The organism is Candidatus Krumholzibacteriota bacterium, assembly GCA_034520215.1.
In the GTDB taxonomy this organism is placed as follows: Bacteria; Krumholzibacteriota; Krumholzibacteriia; order Krumholzibacteriales; family WJIX01; genus JAGHBT01.
Window position 1 is genome coordinate 1,139,387 of record JAXHNR010000001.1, and the last position, 22,610, is coordinate 1,161,996.

Below are 22,610 nucleotides of genomic sequence, written 5' to 3' on the forward strand. Positions count from 1 at the left end.
GCAACAATTAACTGCAATTTGCACAAAAACGGATAACTAAAGAATCATATCAAGTTAAAGAATCATGTATCTATATATTATAATATTAGTTACCACATATCTAAGCTGCCGGTGTTTGGCATAATCATTGCTTAAGCTTATATATAAAAAGTGAGCAGTATCTATTAGAGGAGGTCACCTGATGTTGTCAAAGAAAATATTTATTATAATTATACTACCGGTCGTCGCCTTTGCGGCTTTTCAACTGGGTTGTGATAAAGATTCTACCTATAGCCAGCGAACTGTCTTATATGTAAGCAACATCAATGAAGGTGCCCCGTTTACAAGTGACGTTGTAAATGTAAATTCGGGAGATTCTACTGTTGTTGAAGATTTTACTACTGTCACCATTACAAATAGACCGTATTCCAGTATAGTCGATGTAGATGAAACATCTCTTGGAGATTTCCTTGTTACCGGTTACAGGGTTGAATATGAAACAACAGATGCAGGCATACCTGTCGAATCTTTTTCCGGAAATACCAGCATTCTTGTACCGGCAAATTCAACAGTTGAGGCAACAATTCTTCTTGTACCCCTTTCCGACAAAAACCAGCTCCCTCTCTATGGAATTAGGAATACAAATACGGAGTTAATCTCAAACGCCCGTATTACATTCGTAGGACATGAAGTACAGGCGGAAGACAGAACTATGAGCTTTGATGCTGGATTACAGGTAGGATTCGCTGATTATCTTGATGATTCCGGGAGTTAAAAATATCTGTCAAAGAGAACAAATATATATTATATACTACTACAATGACCCTTACACCAAAGAAATTAAGGGTCATTTAATTATGTATTTTGCTATTTTTTCTTTTATGTTTATTATGAATTATGAAAGTAAAGAATACCGATAAGTCATTGATAAATCTTAGAAGGAAACTTCACAGCCATCCTGATCTTTCCTGGTATGAACAAAAAACCGCGGGTGAAATATTTGATTTTCTCTCTCTTTATGAACCAGACGACATTATTACAGAAATTGCCGGTACCGGCCTCGCGGCAGTTTATAATGGAAAAAGGGGCGGCCCGACTTTATTAGTACGCTGTGAACTTGACGCTCTCCCCATAGACGAAATTAATGATGTAAGTTATCGCTCTGTGAATCCCGGCTGTTCACACAAATGCGGACACGACGGACATATGACAATAATCGCCGGACTTGCTGCTATTCTTTCCTCCTCAAGGCCAAACCGTGGAAAAGTAGTTCTTCTTTTCCAGCCCGCGGAGGAAAGAGGTGAAGGTGCCGCTCGCGTGATCGAGGATAAAAAATTCAATCGAATCAAACCTGATTACACTTTCTCCCTGCATAATCTCCCCGGCTTTGACCTTAATAGCATTGTTTTAAGCAATGGGATATTTGCTTCCGCGTCAAGCGGCATGGCAGTTGAACTATCTGGGAAGACCTCACACGCGGCCGAGCCGGAGAGGGGAAAGAGCCCCGCCCTCGCAATGGCGGATATCGTAAAGAATATCACGCTTATGCCCTCTAAAGAGACCGATTACAAAGATTTTGTTCTCTCAACTGTAGTATTCGCCAAACTTGGCGAAATCGCCCTTGGAACATCACCCGGTTACGCTAAAATAATTACAACCCTCAGGGCATTTCGCGAAGATGATATGAAATTACTTTCATCTCGGTCCATGAAGCTCGCGGAGAATACTTGCGGAGAATATGGAATAGACATAAAGATTGACTGGATGGAAGAGTTTCCATCAACTGTCAATGACCCCGGCTGCGTGAAAATATTATCAGAAGCGGCCTCTTTGAATGGCTTCAATACTGTTCTTATAGATGAGCCGTTTCGTTGGTCAGAAGATTTTGGACATTTTACAAAACTTTGCCCCGGTGCTATGTTCGGTATAGGGGCTGGACGAAACCACCCCCGTCTCCATAATCCTGATTATGATTTTCCGGAAGAAATAATTCCAACCGGTATCAAAATGTTCAGTGAAATAATAAATTTGATATTAAGCAGGTGATTACATGTTCAATACATCATATATTGAAATAAGCAAATCCGCGTTAAGAAATAATATAATATTCCTTAGATGTTATTTCGGCAACAAGATCCGGCTATCTTCAGTAATCAAGGGGAACGCTTACGGCCATTGTATTTCAAAGTTTGTTCCCCTGGCAGAAGAGTGCGGCATTGATCATTTCTCTGTTTTCAGCGCGTGCGAAGCCCTGGAAGCATTTAATGTCAGCAGCGGAAGCACAATACTGATTATGGGTTACATCAACGATGAGGAAATAGCCTGGGCTATTGAAAATGATATAGAGTTCTTTGTTTCCGATCCGGATAATCTAAACAAATCTTTGGAGATTGCAAAAAAAATAAAAAAGAAAGCAAAACTGCATATAGATATTGAAACAGGTATGAACCGTACTGGATTCCAAGCCCGTGAATTAAAGAAGGTTCGTGAAGTGCTTAAATCAAACGGGGAATATCTAATATTCAAAGGACTTTGTACCCATTATGCCGGAGCTGAAAGTATAGCGAATTACGTCAGAGTGAAAAAGCAGATAAGGAGATACAAACGGATTTTAAAAGGATTTATAAAGTCAGATATCACTCCCCAACTGTGTCATACCGCTTCTTCAGCCGCCGCGATTGCCTATCCGGAAAGCAGGATGGATCTTGTTAGAATAGGAATTATGCAATACGGATTCTGGCCAAGCATGGAAACTTATATTTATTATCTAAGCCGCAACAACGTAAAGGTCAATCCATTAAAGCGGGTTCTTACATGGAAAAGCGCTGTCATGGGGGTTAAAAGTGTAAAACGAGGAGAATTTATTGGATATAACACATCCTTTCAAGCTCCGGCAAATATGAAAATCGCCACGATACCTGTTGGATATTCTGACGGCTACAGCCGTTCGCTTAGCAATTACGGCCACGTTCTTATTAATGGATACAGGGCCAATGTTATAGGTCTTGTAAGTATGAACATGATGATTGTGGAAGTATCAAAAATACCTCAGATAAATAAAGGGGATGAAGTAGTTCTGATAGGTAAACAGAAAAACCGTTCGATATCCGTCTCATCATTCAGCAAATTTACCAGCCACGATATAAATTACGAACTTCTTGCCAGATTAACTGAACACATTCCCCGTATAATAACCGATTAATCTCCGGAACAAATCTCCCGTAAATCACTTTTTCTGAATACCATTTTCATGCTGACAGCATAAAGCTCTATACTTTCCGGAAACAATTCATGCGTCTTAAACCAGTCCTTCTCAGTAGTAAGATAACAGGCGCCTTTACCGGCTTCTGTTATCATAGATTCAATATCATCCTTATTGTAACGATAGTGATCTGAATATCTGAAGGAAGCCGAGGGGATTGAAATCTCATTTGACACCATATCTTCAAATGAAGCGTGAAAAGCGATTCCTGAATATAGAACGAGTCTTCTTTGCTTTAGCTTCCAGGGACTGATTCTTTGTCCGTTACGTCCGTAAAGACAGCAAAATTCGTGTCTTGAGAAATATACTCTCTTTCCTCGAATTAACCCTGATACCTCAGGCGGGACTTCCTCCCCTTCCGCTCTGGTAAATATTATCAGATCCGCTCTTTTGACAGCTTCAGGTTTTTCCCTGAGCGATCCCAGCGGGAGTACTCTTCCTCCGTCAAACGGGAGTTTGTAATCAAGAAGCAGTATATTCTTATCCTTCTTCAGAGATTTATTTTGATAAGCGTCGTCTAGAAGTATATCTGTCGGATTAAGTAATTTATCGGCTAATTCAGCTCCTCTGGCTCTATTGAAGTCAATTACAACGGATATACCAAGTTGTTTGTATATAGAAACTTCGTCTCCGAATCTCCTGGCGAAGAGTCTATCACTTAGGATGCTTTCCCTCTCATCGGCAAAATCAGCTTCCGTAAGATAATCACCTTCTCTACAATTGAGGTTTATACCCTTTGATATTACAATAGGTCTTTTCACTTTCTCGGCAAGGCTGCCATATCCCCTTGTAATAACAACCGGCATGCCGTCATTTCTCTTTATTTCCTCAGCTATGGCGATAACGCAGGGCGTTTTGCCGCCTCCCCCCACGACGATATTGCCGACAGAAATAACACGTGAAGAAAGATCTTTGACTTTGGAAACCTCATTCTTTCTTTTTAATAATCCAGTTTGGTTGTCATTAAATTGCCATTTTATTTTAAGCCATGAGATAAAAAAAAGGGACAAAAGAAACCTGAGCGGCAGAAATACGATCCAAAAACCTTTCCCCATGAACATCTTTTCAGCAATCGAGTATCTTTCATGAATTTTCATGAGGCCACACATCCGATCCTTTATGCCCGGCTTTTCTATCCAGAGAAGATGTCATTTCATTTAATCTGTCCTGAATTAGTATTCTTTTTTTCTCACGTTCTTCACTTCCCGCTCCCTGCCCCACAACGACCGGTTCCCCGTAAGAAACAATAACTTCAGTAAATGGAAATGGTAACTGAAATTTATCCCATGAATTAAACAAAATTCTCCTCCGTGCTGTACTTGAAATAGGTATTACTGCACTTCCGGTCATTCTGCTTATCTCGACAGCGCCCTGTTGGACTACACCCTTTGGGCCGGTAGGTCCGTCAACGGTCAGACCAACATCCAGACCACGCTTTAAAACAGATACGAGCTGACGTATCGCGCCTGCTCCGCCTCTTGTAGTTGACCCCTTAAGATGACCATATTGAAGCCATCTTATCGTTCTTCCCATCAAATCCCCGTCTGAGTGTTGTGAAGCCAACACCTGAATATTTTCTCCCCTGTGCGTGTAGCTCAATACAAGAAGCCGGCTGTGCCAGAAAGAAAATATCACGTTACCGGAGAGCTCTCTCGCTCTCCTTAGATTATCCTGTCCCTCAAACCTGAATCTCCAGGTGAACCCCAACAGACGGATGAAGATTGCACCGAGGAAACTCATTATTCCCGGATGTATTCTAACTTTCATAAACTTCCCTTAAAAAATATATCTATCACAGATTCCGGTAAGCCCCTATCCCGAAACAATTGCCTTTTAATAAAATGCCCTTCTTGTTTTTTTAGCTTCTATATTCTCCCCTCTTGCCAATTTAAAAGCCATTTCCGCCACATCGCTCAATTTACCCCCGCCTTTGAGTTTTTCTCTAATATTCAGCAGTTCTCCCGAAACCTTTCTGTACCTATCCGCGTCAGTTAAAAGGTCCAGAGCTTCGGTAGCAATATTTTCGCCATCGGCTCGACCCTGTATCATTTCCGGCACTATCATTCTTCCGGCGAGAACATTCGGCAAAGCTACGTATGGAATCTGTATAAGAATTTTTCCTAGCAGATAGTTAAACACGGATGTTTTATAGATAGTAATCATAGGTGTCCCAGAAATAGCAGTCTGAAGAGTAACCGTGCCGGATGCGGCTAGAACAAGAGTTACTTCTTTTAACTTGGTAAGGCCTTTTCTTGATACTTTAATGTAGGGATAAATATCGGCCGGGATTTCAATATCGTTCTCCTTTATCATAGGAGCAAGTCCCAATATGAAACTGGCGGAGGGAAATTTTTTGTGAATATTTCGTGCTCCTTCGAGTATTGGAGGCAGTATTCTCTTAACCTCCTGCAATCGGCTGCCGGGAAATAAAAGTACCTTAAAATCCTTTTGGTCCTCGGGTAATTCCTTTTTACCCCCGGGGTGAGCAATTTCTTCGAGAGCGGGATGCCGCGCGAAATAAACAGGAATCCGTGCATCTTCATAGAGACGCTTTTCAAAGGGTAATATTACCGTCATAAGGTCTATATTCCCCTTCATCTTTTTTATACGCCATTTTCCCCAAGCCCAAACCTGGGGGCTTATAAAGTACAAAACAGGTACGCCTCTTCGGTGAGCAAACTTAGCCAATCTTAAATTCATCCCCGGATAATCGACCGGGATAAACAGATCAATATTTCCTTTTTCTATGACCGCTTTTAGTTTTCTCTCAAGGGAAATTATCCCGGGAAGACCGGATATTATTTCTGAAAAACCCATAAGAGCGTATCGTTCCATGGGAAAGGAAACTTCCGCTCCCGCACGCCTGAGTTTTTCTCCTCCAAGCGCGATAATACGACAATTATTTTCAATTTTTTTAAGTTCTGAAACAAGGAGTCCAGCGTGATATTCCCCACTCGTTTCACCACAGGTAAGAAGAATATTCATGATCTCACTCAACCAATTTTTATACCTTCGATTATTTTTTCCGCTACTTTCAGGGCTTTTACCGCCTGTGCCGCTGTGACAACAACATCTGTGCTGTTTCTCACCGCGCTGATAAATGAATAAATCTCTTTTTTCAAGGGCTCTTCCATATCAACATCAACACGTAGAGGATCTATAAACGATGTGGGGTCTTCCGATACTGTATTAAAATCAATTCCATCCGCTTTACGAAATGCTTTCACCTCTTTCTTTCTAAAATCAGCTGAAAGATACAGATTTTCCTGGAAGAACCGTATTTTTCGAAACGGCTCCGGTGAAATTCTGCTGGCTGTAATATTCGCCACGCAACCACCCTCGAACTCAAGCCTTGCATTTACAATATCCGCGTATTCAGTTATCACCCCGGCTCCCGAGGACCGTGTTTCAACCAATTCATCATTACCCAGAATTGTGAGTATAATATCAATATCGTGTATCATTAGATCGACAATAACCGACACGTCTGTTCCTCTGGGAGTAAATGTCCCCAACCTGTGACATTCTATAAACATCGGGTTTCTGATCAGAGGAAAAATCGATTCAAACACTCCATTGAATCTCTCAATGTGTCCAACCTGCAAGATTCTATTTTTCTCTTTCGCTTTATCAACAAGTTTCTCTCCATCTCTCCAATCTGAAACGATAGGTTTTTCCACCAGAACATCCACTCCGCTATCTAGAGCTTTAGAGACAATATCAAAATGAGTAGTAGCGGGAGTGCAGACACTCACTATATCACATTCTTTGAACAATTGACTTACAGAAGAGGAAAATTCCGCGTTGTACTTGACGGCGGTTTTCTTGGCTCTTTCGCGATCAATATCATATAGGTATACAGAATCTATATCATTACAGCCTGAATATATTCTAACGTGGTTTTTCCCCAGATTCCCGGTACCAATTACACCTGCTTTAAGTCTACTGTTTGAAAGACTCAATTGAACCCCCGGATTGTCTAGAAAGATATATTATTTAGTGATTCCCCGCCGGCTGCTGGCGATAAAATCCACAATCATCTTAGTTTCAGTAGTTTGAGCAAGGTCATTATTTATTTTATCGATTGCCTGGGAAACATTAAGTCCATTCCTATAGAGAATGTTATAAGCTCTTTTTATGACTTCTCTCTGTTTTGATGTAAAACCCCTTCGCTGAAGGCCTATGCTATTTATGCCGTTGACCTTAGGCGGAATACCAGCAGCCTTCACAAACGGAGGAATATCCTTTGATATTCTAGTGCCTCCTCCCACGAAGGCGTGCGCTCCTATCGAGACGAACTGATGTACCGGTACCATTCCTCCTATTATAACATGTTCGTAAAGTTTAATATGGCCAGCCAGATTTACGGCATTTGCAAGAATTACGTTGTCTGAGAGAATGCAATTATGCGCTATATGAACATATGCCATCAAAAGACAGTTATTGCCGACAACAGTACTTTCACCCTCTTCTGTGGCGCTGTTTATTGTAACATATTCACGGATCGTGTTGTTATCTCCTACCTTTACATAACTTTTTTCACCCGCGTATTTTAGGTCCTGAGGTTGCGTACCGATCGAAGCACCGTGAAATATTTCATTATTTCTTCCTATCTCCGTGTTGCCGCTCAAAAGAACATTACTGCCTATCTTAGTATCCTTACCAACACGAACGTTCTCTTCTATTAAAGAAAAAGGCCCCACACTGACATCTTTATCCAGTACAGCTCCCTCCTTTACTATCGCCATCTTATCTATATATACTGCCATTAATACCTCTCAACGTTTTATTATCGATGATGTAAGTACCGCTTCAGCCACAAGTTTACCGTCAACATAGGCTTTACCCTTCATCTTGCAAAATTTCCTTTTAAGTGAAACCATCTCCAGCTCAAAGCGGATTTGATCTCCGGGAGCAACAGGTTTTCTGAACTTCGCTTTATCAATGCCAATAAAATATACGAGGTGTTTATCTGGATTATCAACAGAGGAGAGCAGAAGAAAACCTCCAACCTGTGCCATAGCTTCAACGATCAAAACGGCGGGCATTATCGGGTGCCCGGGAAAATGACCAATAAAAAAGGGTTCATTTATAGTAACATTTTTAATTCCCACAACCTTCTTGTCATCTTCAAGTTCCAATATCCTGTCAACAAGCAAAAATGGATACCTGTGAGGCATAATGTCCATTATATCATTTATGTTCCACGACTTATCCTTTTTTGCGTCAGATTTTTTCATGCCGGACTTATATGCTTCAGACAATTTTTTGGCGAATTTAAGATTATAGTCATGGCCTGATTTTATTGCTATAATATGAGCTTGCATAGGAGCGCCGGCAAATACGGTGTCTCCTATAAGATCGAGAATCTTGTGCCGTACGAATTCATCATCGTATCTCAATGGCTTTTCATTTAGAATCTTATTGTCTTCCACAACAATAGCGTTATCAAGATTCCCACCCTTTATAAGTCCCTGAGATTTCAGTAACTCCACATCGGACATAAGGGCAAATGTCCTCGAAGGCGCAATCTCTTTTCTGAATACTTCCGGATTGATTTCGAATGAAGCGTACTGCGTACCTATACATGTGCTATTATATTCAATTGTAAAACTGATTCTAAAGCCATTATAAGGAAGGGCAATTAATTCAATATCACCCTCCCTGTATGACACAGGTTCTGTTACTTTAAATAAATTTGCAGGAATTCCCTGACTTTTATATCCTATACTGTCAAATAATTTTACTATCTCCTCGCAACTTCCGTCGGAGGGTTCGGGGGGTTCCACCGCATCCAATTCAACAATCAAGTTATCGATATTAAGACCTGAAATCGCGGCCAGAACGTGTTCAACAGTTTGTATTTTATGACCCTCTTTTGATAATGTTGTATTGCGAATATTCTTCCCGGAATAAATAAACTCCGCTTTCGCCGGGATTTCCACCACGGGATCAAGATCAACTCTTCTGAAGATTATCCCTGTATCCGGGCCAGCCGGGTTAAAGACCATATTAACCTTATTCCCGGTGTGAAGCCCGATACCGCGGTAGGAAAACGACTTTTTAATCGTCCTCTGTTGACGAACCACTCTTATATCCTTTCTCGAGTTTTTCGATTTTTTCCTTCAACCTCCTAAATTCCTTAACTAGAGCCGGAAGACGTGCTGTCGCCGCGTAAATCTTACGTGCCTTCTTATGCTCTCTGGCCGGATAACCTGAAACGCTCGTATCCTCAGGAATAGATTTGGTTACCCCCCCCTGCGCTCCTACTTTAGCGTTATCTCCTATTTTAATATGTCCTACCAGCCCTGACTGTCCGGCGAGAATCACATTTCTTCCTAATTCCGTGCTCCCTGATATGCCCGACTGAGCGGCAACTATACAATTTTCACCAATAACAACATTGTGAGCTACCTGAACCAAATTATCGATCTTTGCCCCTTTCCCAATAACGGTCTGGCCTGTTGTTGCCCTGTCAATCGTGCTGTTAGCTCCAATTTCCACATCATCCTCGATTCTTACAATACCTATCTGCGGAATCTTCTTATGGACACTGCCCTCCTTTGCATATCCGAATCCATCGCTCCCAACTACGGCCCCCGAATGAATAATTACTCTTTTCCCAATACTGCAGCCTTCACGTATAGTAACGCCGGGATAGATCAGGCAATCGTCTCCAATTTCCACTCCATCCCCTAAATATACGAACGGTAAAATAGTCGTCCTGCTGCCTACACTCACACCTTTGCCGATGCAGACATTCTTCCCAATATGTATATCCTCTCCAAGTTCAACACTTTCATCAATAGATATTGATTTATCTATCTCTCTTTTGTATTTCTCAGTGTGGGGAGAATCAAAAAGCTTGACGATCTTTAAGAACGCGAGATAGGGATTCTCTGTTTTTATGAAAGATCCCGAATATTCGTCCGATATATCATTTGAAGTAATAATTGCCGATGCTTTAGTGACGCTCAAAAAGGATTCATATTTTGGATTGGCCAGGAATGTTATCTCCCCTTTAGTCGAACTTTTTATCCCGGATACTCCTGTAATCTCGAGATTATCATCTCCGATGAGCTTTCCGCCTACTATTTCAGCAAGTTCTCCAAGTATAAATGAAGACATAACTATTTTCCGATCAAGTACAGTTTCCTTACGAATTAATTATTAATAAAATTTATCAGCTTACGGCTACTGAACAGTTGAATATTCTTTTTTGAGCCTTTCTATTGTTTTATCTGTCAGATCAATAGAATCTTTTCCATACAACACGGCACCCTGAGCTGCGTCGAGCACTAATGTATATCCTTCTTCTTCCGCAATCTTTGCGATCACAGTGTTTATTTTTTCAACGATAGGTTCTGTCAATTCCTTGTTTCTTCTTGCTGCTTCGCCATTGTCTCCAAATATTTCCTGCATATACGCACGATATTCTTCAACCTTTTTATTCAGATCAAGCTGTTTCTCCTGAATTTTCGCTTCGCTCAGCATCAATTGCTGAGATTGAATTTCCTCTCTCATCTGTGCTATCTCAGCTTCCATCTCTTCAGCCTTCTTCCTCCAGTTCTGTACTTCTTTCTGATAGGTTTCTTCAGCTTCGATGGTTTCACTAAAATTAGCGAATATCTTCACAGTATCGATATATCCGATTTTGACTTCCTCGGACACGGCCAGACTGGCGGGTACTACTGTGAGCAAATAAACAAAAACTATTACTAATGATAACTTTTTCATAACAACTCTCCTTTCTTTAACCCTTCGTTAATACAATATATCACTTTTAAGAAATTACAAAACAACTTTTTAAAAGAATGTCCCAAAATTAAAATGCGGTTCCCAACTACCTCCACCCTCTTTGTCAAAACCATAACCGTAATCAAGGCCGAGATTTCCCATACCTGGTATTTCTACCCTTACACCAACGCCAAGGCCCCTTCTTAAATTAAAGGGATTCGCCTCTCTAAAAGAATTCCATGTATTCCCTGAATCGAAGAATAGAAGGCCGTGGATCTGTCTGGAAAAGGGAAATACTATTTCCTGCGTATATTTTACCATAAACCTTCCTCCGACATAAGGGTCATTGCCCTCCGGAACGACTCTATAGTAATCATATCCCCTTAACGGATAAGTTCGATTGCCGCCAAGCCTGAACTTTTCAAAATCTTCTACCACGGATCCTCCATAACCGTCAATCAAACCGGCATCAACATCAAGATGGAATGTAAACTTCCAGAAGAGATTCCTAAACCATGACATACCGGCTTTATACCTGATGAATTTTACATTTCCCAACAGGGGACCTCCGGCAAGCTCAGCGCTTAATCTTGAAATCGAACCTTTTGTCGGGTGAAAAGGGTTGTCTGTAGAATTTCTTACAATAGTCAAAGTAGCCGTGCTCTTATTCATTGGCCACTGAACATTTCTAAGAGTTCCGTAGACAGGATAAGCCTCATCAAAATTAGACAGCTCAACCTGCTCAAACCTGTAACCCAGGAGTATTCTAGTATAATCCAGAACGGGCATGGGGTGACCGAGCTGCAGAGAGAACCCCTTTCTTCTGTCTGTATAGTACTGTTGGTGAATTCGATCCTGCACCCAGTTAAAAACAGATACTGACAGTGCTGTCTCACTGTTAAATAAATGGGGTTCAGAATACTGGACATTCAAATTCTTCCTGTATTTTCCGAATTCCCAGTTAATACTGACATTCTTCCCTCTTCCGAAGAGATTATTTTCAGAAAGTCCTATAAATCCACTTAGTTTGTTTAGTTGTGAAAAACCGAACCCCAGCTTGAAATTTCCCGTTTGTTTTTCTTCAACACTTAAAAGAAGATTTATATCACCTTCATCATTTATCTTCTTAGGATCAAGTTTAGGCGGCTCCTTGAAATATCCGGATTGAAATACCTCTCTTACACTTCTCTGAACGTCCTTTAAAACAAAAAGGTCTCCCGGATAAATATCAAGTTCCCTGCGTATGACATTCTCATAGGTTTTTGTGTTGCCGCTTATCTTGATCTCATTTATTCTTGCCTGCTCATTCTCCTCTATAAGCAATTCAAGATTTATCTTCCGGCCATCCAATGTCTGGGAGGGAGTAATACGGCTCCATATATAACCCTTCTCCCAATAGAGACTATTTATCATCATCTGAGTATTTTCAATCATTGCTATCGAGAAGGGCTCGCCCTTTTTAAGCATAATAGATCTACTAATTTTTGAGTCACTTATTACATTATTCCCGGACCAGGTAATATCCCCCGCATAAAACTTTCTCCCTTCATCGATTTTGATAAAAATATCTATATGTTCACCGTCATCTCTCTGAACTTTTTTGTAGAGCTTTGCTTCAGCCTCGATATAACCCATATCGGCATATTCTTTCTCTATTTTCCCGAGGTCCTCTTCGAATATTTTTGGCTTGAACTCTCCTCCGCTTATCCATCCCTCTTCGCTTGTTTCGATAATATCCCGCAGTTCATCCGATTCGATCGCCCCGTTTCCAATGAAATCTATATGGGATATCTTAACCTTTTCACCTTCGAAAATCCTATATTCTAATTCAACTTTATGTTCTTCTTTGATATTTGATTTTTCCACTCTTGCACGCGCGTTGTTATAGCCCTTCTCACCGTACATTTCTTCTATCGACATAACATCGCGTGAAATAGCTTCAGGCCTGGCAAACAATCCTTCTCTCAATCTTAATTTTCCCCTTATCTCGCTTGTTTCAATTTTCTCATTTCCCAGCACACGAATTTTGCTGATTCGAGGATACTCTTCAACCCTCAGAGTTATTACAGCCTCCCCTTCTTCTTCACTGTAAAGCGCCTCAATATCTGAGAAATTCTTTGTTTGAACCAGTCTCTTAAGGCCTTGTGACACTTTTGCCGCTTCATATTCCTCGCCGGGTTTAAGACCGCAGATTAGTAGTATCTCTTTCGCGGAAACGTAGACATTCCCTTCAATTTCCACATCTCCTATAACAATTGCCATGGAATTTGAAGAGAAGAAAGAAATCAATATCAACGTTACGGCCAATAAGAAACTTGTCTTTTTCATCCAATACCCTTTTACTATTCTAATTTGATGAATCCTACCATATAAGCTCTATACACACAATCAAATGATAAAATTTCAGTCAACTAATTTATTATAAATTATTTATAAATTATCGGCGGCACTGCCGCCGTATTCAATATATATACATTAATCGTACATTGTAACCTTAATAATTTTATACTTATATAGCAAAGTATAGTTCCTGTGTATATTCCCGGCTTTAAAGGAAATTACACTTATGAATTTTACCAAACTACAAGATTGTAACTTATTACATAATATTAGAATTGGAGTTTCCCCTATTTTTAACATTCCTTTGTATATCCGGCTATTGGTATTTCAAAACCCTCTCGGAAGACGAGCGGGCATGGATTCTTGATTTCCACAAGGAAATGGGGAAGAGCGAGTCCTAAGAGCGGGAGACGCTATTTCCTCGCAGGGGAAATAGACGGCGTTTTTGACAATACCAATAGCCGGATAGAAACTAAATGTCAATTCCACTTATAATTATGGGTAATTACTTGATAGTTATGCCATTACTAAAATATTGCCCTGATTTTTGGAGAATGTCCTGTGATCAGTATTTATTACTATTTAAATTTCAGGAAAGCACTTTTTTACCGTTCTTAAAGATCAGCTTTTTCTTTTCTGGGTCATCGGATATAACAAGCTTTTCACTCTTATTAATTTCACCGCTTAATAATTTTTCACTCAAGGGGTTTTCAAGCAGTCTCTGTATTGCTCTTTTCAAAGGCCTTGCTCCGAGAGTTGGATCATATCCGTTAGCTAAAATTACTTCTTTCGCTCCTTTAGTAATCTCAAATTTAAAATTCTGAGTTTTGAGTCTTGAATAAAGATCTCTTAACAGAATGTCAATAATCTTCATCAGATCATCCTTGTTCAACTGACGGAAGACTATAAGTTCATCAAGTCTATTTATAAATTCAGGATTAAAAATCTGCTTTGTGGCTTCCAGCACTTTTGTTTTCATATGTTCGTAGCCTGATTTTTCTTCATCCTCCATCGATACAAAGCCCATACCCTTCTTACCCTTAATATCCTTTACTCCGGCATTCGAAGTCATAATAATTACTGTGTTTTTAAAATCAACTCTTCTGCCGAATGAATCTGTAATATTTCCCTCTTCAAATATTTGCAGAAGGATGTTAAAAACATCCGGGTGAGCCTTTTCAATTTCATCCAGGAGAACCACTGAGTAAGGCCTTCTTCTGACCTTCTCAGTTAACTGTCCGCCTTCTTCATAACCGACATACCCAGGTGGAGCGCCAACAAGCCGGGAAACTGAAAACTTCTCCATATACTCAGACATATCAATCTGAATAAGGGCGTCCTGGTTTTCGAATAAGGTAGCCGACAAAGTCCTTGCCAGTTCAGTTTTCCCCACACCCGTGGGGCCAAGAAAGACAAATGAACCTATTGGTCTTTTGGGGTCCCTCAATCCGGCTCTGTTTCTTCTAACAGCCCTGGCTACTACTTCCAGAGCTTCCTCCTGACCCACTACCCTCTTTCTCAGTTCATCTTCGAGATTGAGAAGTTTTATCGTTTCTTCCTCCTCTACGTCTGAGACGGGTATTCCGGTAATTTCAGCAATTACAGTCGCTATATCTTTATCAGTAACTATCGAGCTGCTTTCCCTTCTGCTTTCACGCCATTTCCTCTGCATATCCTCTAATTCTTTTTTTATTTCCTTTTCAGTATCTCTGAAAGAAGCCGCCTTTTCAAATTCCTGGGCCTGGATTGCCGATTCTTTCTCTTTTGTTATATTTTCAATCTTTTCCATTATTTCGATCTGTTCTTCAGGCATAGTTGAAATAGAAAGCCTCGCCCTGGAGCCGGCTTCATCAATAATATCTATCGCTTTATCCGGCAGGAATCTGCCCTGTACATACCTCTGGGACAGATATACCGCCTGCGCTATAGCTTCCTTTGTAAATTTAGTCCTGTGATGGGCTTCATACTTGTCACGCAGTCCCATAATAATATTTATTGTTTCCTCTTCATTGGGAGGATTTATCAGTATCGACTGGAACCTTCTTTCAAGAGCTCCGTCTTTTTCAATGTATTTTCTGTATTCGTCAAGTGTAGTGGCTCCGATACACTGAATTTCACCTCGCGCTAGAGCCGGTTTGAGCATATTTGAAGCATCTATAGCTCCTTCCGCCCCGCCTGCACCGACTATTGTATGAATTTCATCTATAAAAATGATTATCTGATCGTTATTGCTTATTTCATTTATTATAGTTTTAAGCCGTTCCTCAAATTGCCCTCTATATTTAGTCCCGGCCACGACACTTGACAAATCAAGATTTATAATTCTCTTGTCTCTTAAAAGTCCCGGAGTTTCCTTGTTGACGATCTTCTGTGCTAATCCTTCAAGAATAGCCGTTTTGCCAACACCCGGCTCACCAATCAGTACAGGATTATTTTTCTTCCTCCGGCATAAAATCTGAATAATTCTATTGATTTCAATCTCTCTGCCGATTATCGGATCAAGTTTGTTTTCTTTAGCAAGTTTGGTGATATCACGCCCGAACTGATTTAGATTCGGCGTTTCTCTATGGATTTTGGATTCTTTGTGAGCCCCCATGCCGCCGGAGCTCTGAAGGAGCTTCATTATTTCATTCCTGACCTTTTTTCTGTCCACACCCAATTCCAGCAAAACCCTCGCCGCCACTCCTTCACCCTCTCTTATCAATCCCAGTAGAAGATGTTCCGTACCAACGTAATTATGACTTAGCAGCCTCGCCTCTTCCACGGACAATTCCAGAATTCTCTTAGCTCTTGGTGTCAGAGGTATCTCTCCCAGAGTCAAAGTGCCGCCTGTGGGACGAACTATGTTCTCTATTGCTTTTTGTACTTGCTCGAGATTAAGGCCTAATTTTTTCAGAACTCTAGCGGCAATCCCCTCTCCCTCACGCACTATTCCCAAAAGGATATGTTCGGTTCCAATATAATCGTGCTGAAGCCTGTTCGCTTCATCACGGGCGAGATATATAACTTTCCTTACTCTTTCTGTAAATTTGTCATTCATAATCTCTGTTTCATCCTTTCGAGTGTATTCACCTGTTTCCATTCTCCTTTAAAATAGACCTTATTAAATCCGCCCGCGCTATATCCCTTTCATCTGGAGTCATTGCTTTTCCGGAATATTGCTGTAGATGAATCGGCTGAATCCTGCTCAGCATCTCATTAAGATTATTCAACTTAACTCCGGAGACAATTCCCATACCAACACCCATGCGAACTTCCGATATCAACTTCATGGCTTCTTTGGAACTTATAATTCTCGCGTTCTTTAATACTCCAAAAGACCTGCATATTCTATCTTCAAGCAAAGTGTGTGCCTCTTTCATCAAACTGTCACGAGCCTTTTTTTCAAACTCAATTACTTTCTTTATATGCATCTCCATATTTTCAGCTGTTTCTATCTCAGAGAGGCCCAGGGTAACGCTGTTGGATATCTGGAAAAAGTTACCTATCACTTCACTCCCTTCCCCATATGTTCCTCTTACTGAAAGTCTCACATGCCTCAAACCGTCAACGACCTGTCTTATATCATTATTGCTGACCAGTCCCGGAAGGTGAACAAGCGTTGATATACGGAGGCCGGTTCCTACATTTGTGGGACAGGCGGTCAAATAACCGAACCTTGCGGAAAAAGCGAAGTTTAGTTTTTTATCAAGCTGATTGTCCAAAGAATTAACCAGTGAAAAAACTTTCTTGACAGATAACCCCGCGTCAGTCGCGTATAACCTTAAATGATCTTCTTCATTTATCATAACTCCGAGACGTTCATCTTCAGAAACAATGAGACTCCTGTTTTTAAAAAACTTGACCATATTTCGAGAAATCAATCTTCTTTCAGCCAGTACCATTCTTTCCATATCTGACAGTTCGTCCATGTCAATAACTAACGCATCGCTTAAAAGTTTTGTCTTAAGTACCGCCTTCTTGATTTTGCTGTCTAATTTCTCCAGCAAACCTTCTTTTGACCAGTGGGGAAAAGCCCAATCCTCGAGATTTCTCGCTAATCTAACACGAGTTGAAAGAACTATATCATCTTCGAAGCTGCCATTTACAATCCAATCGACAGATTCGCCGGTTAATCTTTCAAAATCTTCTTTCATCTCTACCCGTCTTATGTTGAATTCTTAAGTCTATTTATTTTATCCCTGATTTGCGCTGCTTTTTCATAATTTTCGATTTCCACGGCACTGTTTAACTCTTCACGCAACTTGATCATTTTTCTTTCAAGGCTGACCTCTTTCCCAAACCTTGAAGGAATTTTACCCATATGTCTCGTGTCGCCATGTATACTTTTCAAAAGCGGAAATAACTGGTCGGCAAATGACTTGTAGCATTGCGAACAACCCATCAACCCTTCTTTTTTAAGGAAAGTGTATTTCATCGAGCAATTTGGACAGGTTTTACCGGCTTTCGTTTTTGAAACAGCATCGTTTGAAAACCCCATAAGCCCTCCCAGAAGGTCCCCTTTTTCTATATTACTCTTCTTAAGATAATCAAAACCCTTTTCTTCAGCACATTTTCTGCACAAATGAATCTTCTGAACCTTATTCCCCACAACATTCGTAAAATGAATCGTTGCTTGTCTTTTATTGCAGAATTGGCAGAGCATTAATTATTCTCCTTCGACTAGTACTCCATTCTCGAGCACAAGGCATTTATCAGCCTTATCCACTAGTTCCTTTTTGTGAGTAACTATAATAAAAGTTTGATTCTTGGTCTTACTGAGTCTGAAAATCATCGAATGCAGTAAATCACTGTTTTTATCATCAAGATTTCCCGAGGGTTCATCCCCGAGAATTATAGCTGGATCATTCATCAATCCTCTCGCTACAGCCACCCTCTGCTGTTCACCTCCCGATAACTCCGCCGGACGGTGAGAAAACCTTTTCGAAAGTCCAACTTCAGATAATAACTCCTCCGCTCTATCTATTAAAAGTTTCTTATCATTTCCGGATATAAGCGCGGGCATAATCACATTTTCTATAGCGCTGAACTCAGGGAGAAGGTGATGGAACTGAAAGACAAATCCAAAACAGCGGTTGCGCAGCTCATTTATTTCAGAACTTGTTGAATCAGCCGTGCCGTTGCCGCAAACCGTTAAATCGCCGCTGTCGGGAAGATCAAGTGTGCCGAGGATATGAAGGAGAGTGCTTTTTCCGGCACCGGAAACTCCATAAATTACTATAACTTCTCCTTCTTCAGCTTTAAAATTTACACCCTTGAGTACATCTATCCGTTCATTTTTTCCCTCAAAGGATTTAAAAATATCTTTTGCTGTAATAACACTCATATTTACCCCATACTAAATATAATTAATCAAAATAATAGACGCAAGATGGCAGTGTATAATTCAGGCATCTCCTTACTATTCATACTGAATAGCATCAAGTGGAAGAACGTGACATGCTTCCCAACTTGGATAGACAGTAGCTATAATGGAAATTACGAGAGAAGCGACACTTATCATAAAAATATCAAGCCCTTTCACTACAACAGGCAGAGTGTTTATAAAATAAACATCCGGAGGCAGATCAAGTTGAATCTGTTTTAATATGACAGTTGCGGTCAAGCCTCCTATTACTCCCAGAAAAGTACCTATAAAACCAATGATAGTACCTTCGATCATAAAAATTGACATTATTCCTCCCGAAGACGCACCCATAGAACGGAGAATCCCGATCTCAGCTCTCTTTTCCATTATCACCATAGTCAGCATACCGACAAGATTAAAAGCGGCAACTAGAATAATTAAGCCGAGAAGCAAAAACATCAGTATCTTTTCTACTTTGATATAGCTGAATAGATTTCTGTTCATATTTATCCAATTGTTTGTACCGTATTCAAATGAGTGCAGTAAATCCTGGATTTTTGAGTCAACCTTGTCAGCCCGGTATATATCGCGGAGTTTTATACCGAACCCCCTTGTAGAAGCCTCAAAGTCAAAAAAGTCTTTCGCTTCTTTTATACTAATATAGGCAAACCGCGAATCAAATTCGTATACACCTGTTTTGAAAAAGGAAATAACTCTAAATTCTCTAGTACTGGGTTTCATCACACCCGCCTGAAGCTGAGTTGGGGCGCTTACCAGGCTGACTTTTTCACCAATTGAAATCCTTAATGACTTCGCGAGTTCTTCTCCCAACACAATCCCGGGAACCTGTGTTTGATCCTCAAACCATTTCACATCAAATGATTTGACTTCTGGGTTGAAAGAATCAATCACAGCGGAAACATTACGTTCTCTCTCAAGATCCACACCCTTAACAATTACTCCCTTGATGTTTGCTTTCACACCCGGAATAAGTTCATAGTAAATGAGTGATTCGCTCCTTACAAAGGGCGATGTATCTATAACTTCGGGCAGTTTTTCAACTTCCACCGCGACAGAGTCGATCTTGGTCCAGGCACTTTTCGTCCTTGTAAAAACGAGGGCGTGTGTGTTGAACTCAACGATACGGTTTCTCAGTTCCTCCTCGAATCCGTTCATAAGAGAAAGAACTATTATCAGAGTAGCAACACCTACAAATGTGCCGCCCACAGCGATTATAGTAACTCTTGAAACAAAACCGCTGCGCCGTTTTGTTCTCAGGTGTCTCATTGCTATATACAGTGAATAGTGCATATTTCCACCTGTCTTAATCTCTGCCCTCTTCGGGCCTCATTTGGGGAAAAAGAATCACGTCTCGAATAGAATGTGAATTCGTAAGGAGCATAACAAGCCGATCTATTCCAACCCCTAATCCGCCTGTAGGAGGCAGTCCATGCTCAAGAGCCAAAATATAATCCTCATCGAGAGGATAGGATTCTCCGCCGCTCTCATCGCGCTCGGTCATCTGATCTTCGAACCGGCGGCGCTGATCAATCGGGTCGTTCAATTCACTGAAGGCGTTGGCAATTTCAAATCCCGCAATATATGGTTCGAACCTTTCTACAAGCCCTTCTCGTTCCCTGTGCTTCTTTGCCAATGGAGAAATCTCAATGGGATGGTCCATAATAAAAACAGGCTGGATAAGTTTAGGTTCTACCAGTTCAGAAAAAAGAAGATCTAAAATTTCTCCCCTGGACAATCCTTTGTCCACAGCGAGCTTATTATCCAGAGCGGTCTTCACAAGCCCCTCTTTGCTTGTATCAGTAAGATCTTTACCCGTCATTTCCTCGAGTACTCCAAAAAATGTCTTCTTTTCCCAGGGTGGAGTAAGATCTATTTCGTGTTCCCCGTAAGATATTTTATTATAACCATATAGGGCATCGCAAATAAAAACAAACATATCCTCTAAGAATTTCATTATATCATTATAATCCCAGTAAGCGGCATAACACTCCATCATTGTGAATTCGGGATTATGAGATCTGTCCATTCCCTCATTCCTGAAATCCCTTGAAAATTCGAAGACCCTTTCCATCCCTCCAACAACAAGCCTCTTTAAGTAGAGCTCATCTGCAATTCTAAGATAGAGATCCATATCAAGAGAATTATGGTGAGTTTTGAACGGTCTGGCTGAAGCGCCTCCATATATGGGCTGAAGTATTGGAGTATCCACTTCCAGAAAGTCATATTTCTTCAAATACTCTCTCATGGAATCTATAATCTTTGATCTCTTGATGAAAATATCCATTACATCTTCATTTACTATCAGATCCAGATACCTTCTTCTGTACCTCAGTTCTTTATTCTGAAGACCATGGTACTTTTCCGGAAGGGGAAGCAGCGACTTGCTGAGTAATTCAATCTCTTTTACTCTTATTGTAAGTTCTCCGGTGCGCGTTTTAAATAACACTCCATTTATGCCTATGATATCCCCAACGTCAAGCAGTTTGAAAAGTTCAAAATCACTTTCCTTAACCTTTTCATCTTTGATATAAAATTGGATTTTTCCACTATAATCCTTAATATCTCCAAAAGAAGTATGGCCGTGCCCCCTTAAGGCCATGATCCTTCCGCAAACTGATACCTCATCTTCTCCTATTAATTCCTTCCGGTCTTTCTGTAATTGTTCTATTAAGTGTGATCTTTCAAAGGTGTATGGATATGGTACTACACCCATCTTTCTGATCTTTTCCAGTTTAAGGATTCTCTGTTCTCTCTCTTGTATTCCGTCCTTTTTAATCTTTTTCCCCACTTTATTCTTTCCTTTCCTTCCACCTTAGATAAGCGTCTATAAACTCTTCAATTTTCCCGTCCATTACCGCCATAACATTGCCGGTCTGAAGATCCGTTCTGTGATCCTTGACTAAAGTATACGGATGGAACACATAACTTCGGATCTGGTGCCCCCAGGATATATCCTGCTTCTCTCCAGCCAGTTTGGCCTTCTCCTTTTCCTCCTCTTCAAGCAGTTTGGCGTATATCCTCGATCTCAACACCTTCATTGCCATCTCCCTGTTTCTGTGCTGAGAACGTTCGTTCTGGCACTGAACTACTATCCCCGTCGGGTGGTGAGTTATTCTAATCGCCGAAGATGTCTTGTTAACATGCTGTCCTCCGGCACCACTGGCACGGTATGTATCTATCCTTATATCATCCGGTTTTATATCAATTTCAATCTCTTCATCGATCTCAGGCCAGACCATAACTGAAGCAAATGAAGTATGTCTTCTGTGGCCCGCGTCAAAAGGTGATATCCTGACCAGTCTGTGTATACCGCTTTCAGCACTCAGTTTACCATAGGCAAAATCTCCTTTTACCTCCAGAGTCACATTCTTTATTCCCGCTTCATCGCCCGGCTGCATATCAAGAAACCTGTAAGTGAAATCATTATTCTCAAGATACTTAGTATACAATCTGAGCAGCATCTCGGTCCAATCCTGCGACTCGGTTCCCCCCGCCCCTGGATGGATGTTAATCAAAGCGTTATCATTATCATGTTCGCCGGAGAGAAGAATACGCAACTCGAACTTATCAACCTCACTGTTGAGCCTTTCGAGTTCCGGCGCTATTTCGGCTAATATTGACTCATCTTCTTCATTATTACTCAGGGCTACAAGCTCCTTTACAGAATTTATACGGTTGTTGATATCACTGTATGGTTCAATGACAGATTTTTTTTCTTTAAGCTCTTTTACAAGCTTTTCAGCTTGTACCCTGTTATCCCAGAAACCCGGATCCGACATCTTCTTTTCTATCTCGAAGATCCTCTTGCTTAAAAACTCAAGGTCAAAGATACCCCCGCACTTTATCGATTCTCTCTATTATTTTTTCCATATTTTCATTTATTTCATTTATACTGATCGAACTCATCTATTACCTCCACAGTTT

The 22,610-nt window shown here is 40.7% G+C and carries 20 protein-coding genes; 3 read left to right on the forward strand and 17 right to left on the reverse strand.

All coding sequences use genetic code 11. The features are described 5' to 3' along the window. Positions 1-181 precede the first annotated feature (181 nt). The 3 genes from U5O15_04935 (at position 182) to alr (ending at position 3,181) form a co-directional block, all read left to right on the forward strand. On the forward strand, positions 182-754 hold the full coding sequence (locus U5O15_04935; protein ID MDZ7859997.1) for a hypothetical protein: 573 nt from the start codon (positions 182-184) through the stop codon (positions 752-754). 122 nt (positions 755-876) lie between these two features. After that, positions 877-2,025: an amidohydrolase gene (locus U5O15_04940; GenBank protein MDZ7859998.1), complete on the forward strand. Its 1,149-nt coding sequence runs from the start codon at positions 877-879 to the stop codon at positions 2,023-2,025. 4 nt (positions 2,026-2,029) lie between these two features. Further along, positions 2,030-3,181 carry an alanine racemase gene (alr, locus tag U5O15_04945; GenBank protein MDZ7859999.1) on the forward strand — a complete coding sequence of 384 codons (1,152 nt, stop codon included), beginning with the start codon at positions 2,030-2,032 and terminating at the stop codon, positions 3,179-3,181. On the opposite strand, the gene lpxK is transcribed toward alr, so the two are convergent. From lpxK to prfB, 17 genes are all read right to left on the reverse strand, one after another. Further along, positions 3,178-4,338, reverse strand: a complete 1,161-nt coding sequence (lpxK, locus tag U5O15_04950) for a tetraacyldisaccharide 4'-kinase (protein ID MDZ7860000.1) — start codon at positions 4,336-4,338, stop codon at positions 3,178-3,180. The two genes, alr and lpxK, sit on opposite strands and share 4 nt — an antisense overlap. Next, positions 4,325-5,008 carry a lysophospholipid acyltransferase family protein gene (locus tag U5O15_04955; protein MDZ7860001.1) on the reverse strand — a complete coding sequence of 228 codons (684 nt, stop codon included), beginning with the start codon at positions 5,006-5,008 and terminating at the stop codon, positions 4,325-4,327. The genes lpxK and U5O15_04955 overlap by 14 nt, the downstream gene beginning before the upstream one ends. 66 nt (positions 5,009-5,074) lie before the next feature. After that, entirely contained in the window at positions 5,075-6,238 is a 1,164-nt protein-coding gene (gene lpxB, locus U5O15_04960; GenBank protein ID MDZ7860002.1) for a lipid-A-disaccharide synthase, read from the reverse strand. After that, positions 6,235-7,203, reverse strand: a complete 969-nt coding sequence (locus U5O15_04965; GenBank protein MDZ7860003.1) for a Gfo/Idh/MocA family oxidoreductase — start codon at positions 7,201-7,203, stop codon at positions 6,235-6,237. Before U5O15_04965 ends, lpxB begins: the two co-directional genes overlap by 4 nt. A gap of 30 nt (positions 7,204-7,233) precedes the next feature. Continuing rightward, a complete protein-coding gene (gene lpxA, locus U5O15_04970; protein ID MDZ7860004.1) occupies positions 7,234-8,010 on the reverse strand; it encodes an acyl-ACP--UDP-N-acetylglucosamine O-acyltransferase in 777 nt (258 codons plus the stop codon). A 9-nt stretch (positions 8,011-8,019) separates the two neighbouring features. Then, positions 8,020-9,330 carry a bifunctional UDP-3-O-[3-hydroxymyristoyl] N-acetylglucosamine deacetylase/3-hydroxyacyl-ACP dehydratase gene (locus U5O15_04975; protein MDZ7860005.1) on the reverse strand — a complete coding sequence of 437 codons (1,311 nt, stop codon included), beginning with the start codon at positions 9,328-9,330 and terminating at the stop codon, positions 8,020-8,022. Next, a complete protein-coding gene (gene lpxD, locus U5O15_04980; GenBank protein ID MDZ7860006.1) occupies positions 9,305-10,369 on the reverse strand; it encodes a UDP-3-O-(3-hydroxymyristoyl)glucosamine N-acyltransferase in 1,065 nt (354 codons plus the stop codon). The genes U5O15_04975 and lpxD overlap by 26 nt, the downstream gene beginning before the upstream one ends. 66 nt (positions 10,370-10,435) lie before the next feature. Then, complete coding sequence (locus U5O15_04985) at positions 10,436-10,978, reverse strand: OmpH family outer membrane protein (GenBank protein MDZ7860007.1); 543 nt, start codon at positions 10,976-10,978, stop codon at positions 10,436-10,438. A gap of 69 nt (positions 10,979-11,047) precedes the next feature. Further along, positions 11,048-13,306 (reverse strand): outer membrane protein assembly factor BamA, encoded by a 2,259-nt coding sequence (gene bamA / locus U5O15_04990; protein MDZ7860008.1) that lies wholly within the window; start codon positions 13,304-13,306, stop codon positions 11,048-11,050. Between the two features lie 339 nt (positions 13,307-13,645). Then, a complete protein-coding gene (locus U5O15_04995; protein ID MDZ7860009.1) occupies positions 13,646-13,807 on the reverse strand; it encodes a hypothetical protein in 162 nt (53 codons plus the stop codon). 100 nt (positions 13,808-13,907) lie between these two features. Next, positions 13,908-16,400: an ATP-dependent Clp protease ATP-binding subunit gene (locus tag U5O15_05000; protein MDZ7860010.1), complete on the reverse strand. Its 2,493-nt coding sequence runs from the start codon at positions 16,398-16,400 to the stop codon at positions 13,908-13,910. After that, complete coding sequence (locus tag U5O15_05005) at positions 16,387-17,454, reverse strand: protein arginine kinase (GenBank protein ID MDZ7860011.1); 1,068 nt, start codon at positions 17,452-17,454, stop codon at positions 16,387-16,389. The genes U5O15_05000 and U5O15_05005 overlap by 14 nt, the downstream gene beginning before the upstream one ends. An 11-nt stretch (positions 17,455-17,465) precedes the next feature. Then, positions 17,466-17,963 carry a UvrB/UvrC motif-containing protein gene (locus tag U5O15_05010; GenBank protein MDZ7860012.1) on the reverse strand — a complete coding sequence of 166 codons (498 nt, stop codon included), beginning with the start codon at positions 17,961-17,963 and terminating at the stop codon, positions 17,466-17,468. Between the two features lie 3 nt (positions 17,964-17,966). Beyond that, positions 17,967-18,644: an ABC transporter ATP-binding protein gene (locus U5O15_05015; protein ID MDZ7860013.1), complete on the reverse strand. Its 678-nt coding sequence runs from the start codon at positions 18,642-18,644 to the stop codon at positions 17,967-17,969. A 75-nt stretch (positions 18,645-18,719) separates the two neighbouring features. Continuing rightward, positions 18,720-19,976, reverse strand: coding sequence for an FtsX-like permease family protein (locus U5O15_05020; protein ID MDZ7860014.1), 1,257 nt, complete (start codon positions 19,974-19,976; stop codon positions 18,720-18,722). 13 nt (positions 19,977-19,989) lie between these two features. Further along, positions 19,990-21,474 carry a lysine--tRNA ligase gene (gene lysS, locus U5O15_05025; GenBank protein ID MDZ7860015.1) on the reverse strand — a complete coding sequence of 495 codons (1,485 nt, stop codon included), beginning with the start codon at positions 21,472-21,474 and terminating at the stop codon, positions 19,990-19,992. 1 nt (position 21,475) lies between these two features. Further along, a protein-coding gene (gene prfB, locus U5O15_05030; GenBank protein ID MDZ7860016.1) for a peptide chain release factor 2 occupies positions 21,476-22,592 on the reverse strand; the annotation gives its coding sequence in 2 pieces (ribosomal slippage) (positions 21,476-22,510 and positions 22,512-22,592; 1,116 coding nt in all). Positions 22,593-22,610 lie beyond the last annotated feature (18 nt).

Coding starts and splice junctions, on each gene's coding strand:
- U5O15_05000 (MDZ7860010.1), bottom strand. CDS start 16,400: ATGGAAACAGGTGAATACACTCGAAAGGATGAAACAGAGATTATGAAT.
- lpxK (MDZ7860000.1), bottom strand. CDS start 4,338: ATGAAAATTCATGAAAGATACTCGATTGCTGAAAAGATGTTCATGGGG.
- U5O15_05020 (MDZ7860014.1), bottom strand. CDS start 19,976: ATGCACTATTCACTGTATATAGCAATGAGACACCTGAGAACAAAACGG.
- U5O15_05010 (MDZ7860012.1), bottom strand. CDS start 17,963: ATGCTCTGCCAATTCTGCAATAAAAGACAAGCAACGATTCATTTTACG.
- U5O15_05005 (MDZ7860011.1), bottom strand. CDS start 17,454: ATGAAAGAAGATTTTGAAAGATTAACCGGCGAATCTGTCGATTGGATT.
- bamA (MDZ7860008.1), bottom strand. CDS start 13,306: ATGAAAAAGACAAGTTTCTTATTGGCCGTAACGTTGATATTGATTTCT.
- U5O15_04955 (MDZ7860001.1), bottom strand. CDS start 5,008: ATGAAAGTTAGAATACATCCGGGAATAATGAGTTTCCTCGGTGCAATC.
- lpxA (MDZ7860004.1), bottom strand. CDS start 8,010: ATGGCAGTATATATAGATAAGATGGCGATAGTAAAGGAGGGAGCTGTA.
- alr (MDZ7859999.1), top strand. CDS start 2,030: ATGTTCAATACATCATATATTGAAATAAGCAAATCCGCGTTAAGAAAT.
- U5O15_04940 (MDZ7859998.1), top strand. CDS start 877: ATGAAAGTAAAGAATACCGATAAGTCATTGATAAATCTTAGAAGGAAA.
- lpxD (MDZ7860006.1), bottom strand. CDS start 10,369: ATGTCTTCATTTATACTTGGAGAACTTGCTGAAATAGTAGGCGGAAAG.
- U5O15_04935 (MDZ7859997.1), top strand. CDS start 182: ATGTTGTCAAAGAAAATATTTATTATAATTATACTACCGGTCGTCGCC.
- U5O15_05015 (MDZ7860013.1), bottom strand. CDS start 18,644: ATGAGTGTTATTACAGCAAAAGATATTTTTAAATCCTTTGAGGGAAAA.
- U5O15_04985 (MDZ7860007.1), bottom strand. CDS start 10,978: ATGAAAAAGTTATCATTAGTAATAGTTTTTGTTTATTTGCTCACAGTA.